The 3,265-nt window shown below is 61.4% G+C and carries 2 protein-coding genes and 1 pseudogene; 1 reads left to right on the forward strand and 2 read right to left on the reverse strand.

The annotated features are described in order from the left end of the window. Both EN879_RS29270 and EN879_RS29275 read right to left on the reverse strand, forming a co-directional pair. A partial coding sequence (locus tag EN879_RS29270; protein WP_164774646.1) for a peptidoglycan-binding protein occupies window positions 1-524 on the reverse strand: 524 nt, incomplete at its 3' end. After that, the gene (locus tag EN879_RS29275) at window positions 499-2,232 is read right to left on the reverse strand and encodes an ATP-binding protein (RefSeq protein ID WP_013532657.1); all 1,734 of its coding nucleotides are present in this window, start codon (window positions 2,230-2,232) and stop codon (window positions 499-501) included. The genes EN879_RS29275 and EN879_RS29270, both read right to left, overlap by 26 nt. A gap of 535 nt (window positions 2,233-2,767) precedes the next feature. On the opposite strand from EN879_RS29275, the pseudogene EN879_RS29280 reads away from it, so the two are divergent. Continuing rightward, a pseudogene (locus tag EN879_RS29280) lies at window positions 2,768-3,120 on the forward strand (DUF5330 domain-containing protein). Window positions 3,121-3,265: the final 145 nt, after the last annotated feature.

The raw sequence follows: 3,265 nt of genomic DNA on the forward strand, positions 1-3,265 counted from the left end.
ATATCCGGGCGCGGCTGCGGTCTGGGCACGACGGAAGCTGTCTTCGGCGTCGCGCCCAGTTGATCGAGCAGAAGCGCGTCGATCTCGCCGGACGTGTTGAGCCCGACCTTCTGCTGATAGTCCTGGATGGCCTTGCGGGTGTTGGGTCCGGAAATGCCGTCGACCGTCCCGGAATAGAAATCGAGATCCTTCAATATGCCTTGCACCTGCTCGACAACCGGATCGCCCTTGATCGGTGCCGGCGCGCCGGATGGCCGCACGATGTTGAATGTCGTCTCCGGTTCGTCGGGCGTCGCGTGCGGAAAGCCCGCAATGCTGCGGGTCGCAAAAAATGCGCCGGCATGCGGGAAAGGTTGGTACCACAAGGCATTGGCCGAGACATAGAACAGCGTCACCAGGAACGCCGTCGAGCCGCCCACCAGGACAGGATTGCGCGAGATCATGCCGCCGACGGCGACAGCGCCGTCCTGAAAGGCATTGCTGCGGCGCTTGACCGCCTTAGCCGGTTTTGCGGAGCGAGCCATCTCTGTCCCCTTTCGCCATCGCCACAGGCATGGTCAGCACGCCGGTCTTCTCCGCCTGATGTCCCTTCGGTCCGTTCACCGGCAGGCTGATGGTCACCGTGGTGCCCTCGCCTGGCATGCTTTCGATGGACATCGTGCCCTCGTGCAGCGCCACCAGGCCCTTGACCAGTGAAAGGCCAAGACCAGTCCCCTCGAAACGGCGGGTATAGTCGTTCTGGATCTGCATGAAGGGCTTGCCGAGATTGGCGAAATCCTCCTCGGCGATGCCGATGCCGGTGTCCCTGACCCAGAAATGCAGGCGCGAACCGATCCGCTTGGCGCCGACGACGACGTCGCCGCCGTCGGGAGTGAACTTGATCGCGTTGGAGACCAGGTTGATGAGCATCTGCTGCACGGCGCGCTGATCGGCATTGATGTCGCCGGCGTCCGGCGCGATCTGCGCCTGCAGATCGATGTTCTTGGCCTGCGCCTGCAGTTGCATCATCGACTGGCACATATCGACCGCCTCCGCGAACCGGAACGGCTCGGGTTCGGTCGCATAGACGCCCGATTCAATCCTGGACACGTCGAGTATCGAGGTTACGACGGCGAGCAGATGCTGGCCCGAATCCCGTACCAAGCCGACATATTCTTTCTGGCGCGGATCCTTGAAGGCGCCGAACATCTCATGCAGCAGCATATCCGAGAAGCCGATAATGGCATTTAACGGCGTGCGCAGTTCGTGGCTGACCACCGCCAGGAAGCGTCCCTTCGCCACCTCGGCGGACGCGGCCGCCTCATTGGCTGCCGCCAGATCCTCGCGCAACCGGGCGATCTCGTCATTCTGCCTCAGGACGAACGTAAAGACATCACCCTGTTCCTCACCACGCACGAGATCAAGCGAGAACGGCCGGTAATTGTCGGCCGTCAGGCCATTGCCATTCTGAGGCAGCCGGATGCGCAATTCGAGCCGGCGCGACAGTGCGCCGTCGCGCATGTCGGCCATTGCGCTGAGATAGGAAACGCGATCCGACAGATGGACGCGATCGAAGAGGCCGTTTCCGGACAGCAGTTCGGGCGGCAGTTTCAAAAGCGTGCGCGCTTTTGGCGACGCGTCCAGGACCTCGCCATGACGGGCGACGCGCAAGACCACCGCATCGATGATGTCTTCGAGCCGGTCGGCAGTGTCGAGCACATCAGCCGCATCGGCCGTGTTTTGAAATGCCGATGCGCGCGGGATCAGTGTGAGCGTCCAGGCCAACGGCACCAACCAGTGCCACGCCGCGATCTGCGCTCCTGCGAACGGGAATACGGTTCCAGCCAAAGGCTGAGCCAAGATGGCGACAGCGGCCGACACGGCTCCCCACAGCGCCGCCCGCCGCGAAGCGCCGATCCACCAGGCTTCAAAAGGCAGCGCCACGACAAGCATGGCGACAGGCGAACTCAGCCCGCCCGCGGCGGCAATGAGACTGCCGAGAGAAATGCCGGCCAGCACCAGGGCGACCCAACTCGCTATCGCCATCTTGCCGGTCGCCGCCACCAGCAAGGCGACGAACCAGCACAGGCCAAAGGCGGCGAAAATGGCGGCCATGGTGACGGCGACGCCCATGCCTGAAGTAACCAGCGTGACCGCGGCACCGGCGACAAAGAAAGGAGCGGCGAGCATGACGCCGATAAAGCGGCGCTGGCGCTCGCGGTCGCTCCGCCCAAGGATGGACGGATGGACCATACGTTCGCAACCGGCCGAAATCGCGCCAGGCAATTCAACGTATCTGGCCTTGATTGAACTCAACTCAACGCACTCGCACTTGTCGTGGACAGCTCTGCTTTGCAGATGGTTCTGGTTGGCTTTGAAACTCGCATCCAGCGTTTAAGGAATGGATAAGGCAGGGCCGACCAGGGCCCGGCCTGCGGCAAATATCGGGATGCCGGCGGCCGAAAGCACGGACAAATGCAGCCATAGTAAACGGAGAGTTATCCGCCGACTGCACCCATCGGCCGGGCGCACTCGGCACCTGGACTTCCCTATTTCAAGAAAAACACAGGGAAATCATGGGGATATATGGTTATTTGTTGTTAAGGAAAATTGCTCGGATTTGAGACAAGTCGATTGCAGAACGGTTCGTTTCGAATTTGCCTAAAATTTGAGGAAAATTCTCTCTTTGCCCGCAAGCCGTCCTTTGCGCCTGTGTGCCAAAATCCTGCCTACAAAAGAGGTCATGCCATATGGATGCATGATCCGGTCACGACGAGAGGGCAAGGGCATGGTCTTCCTCATAAGAATGGCTTTCTGGTTTTCGCTGGTGCTGCTGGCGCTGCCATTGAGTGTCGGCCCCGATGAAGCGGGGCATGAAAGCGTCGGACCGATCCAAGCCTTGTTTGCGGCACGCGAAGCGGTTGGCGATATCGCCGGCATTTGCGAACGCAAACCCGATGTCTGCGAGACCGGCAAGTCGGCGATGCACACCATTACCGCCCGCGCCAAAGAGACCGCCAAGATCGCGGCAGCGATGATGGACGACAAGTCCGCCGCCGGCCCCGACACGTCGACGATGACCGGCAGCGTGCCCGAAGGAATCGTCTGCCCGAGACCGTCAACCTGCCGCCTCAGAATTAAGCCGTTTCGACGGCGCACCGCGGGCTGTCTGCCCTCTCGACGCCCGCGGTGTCCTTGTTTTTTCCGTGACGCGGAGCCGCCGCGTGACTATATCCCAGACATGACCACGACGATCCAGACGATCCGCGACGACTTCTCGTTCCTC

The organism is Mesorhizobium sp. M7A.F.Ca.AU.002.02.1.1, from assembly GCF_003998535.1.
Taxonomy (GTDB): domain Bacteria; phylum Pseudomonadota; class Alphaproteobacteria; order Rhizobiales; family Rhizobiaceae; genus Mesorhizobium; species Mesorhizobium ciceri.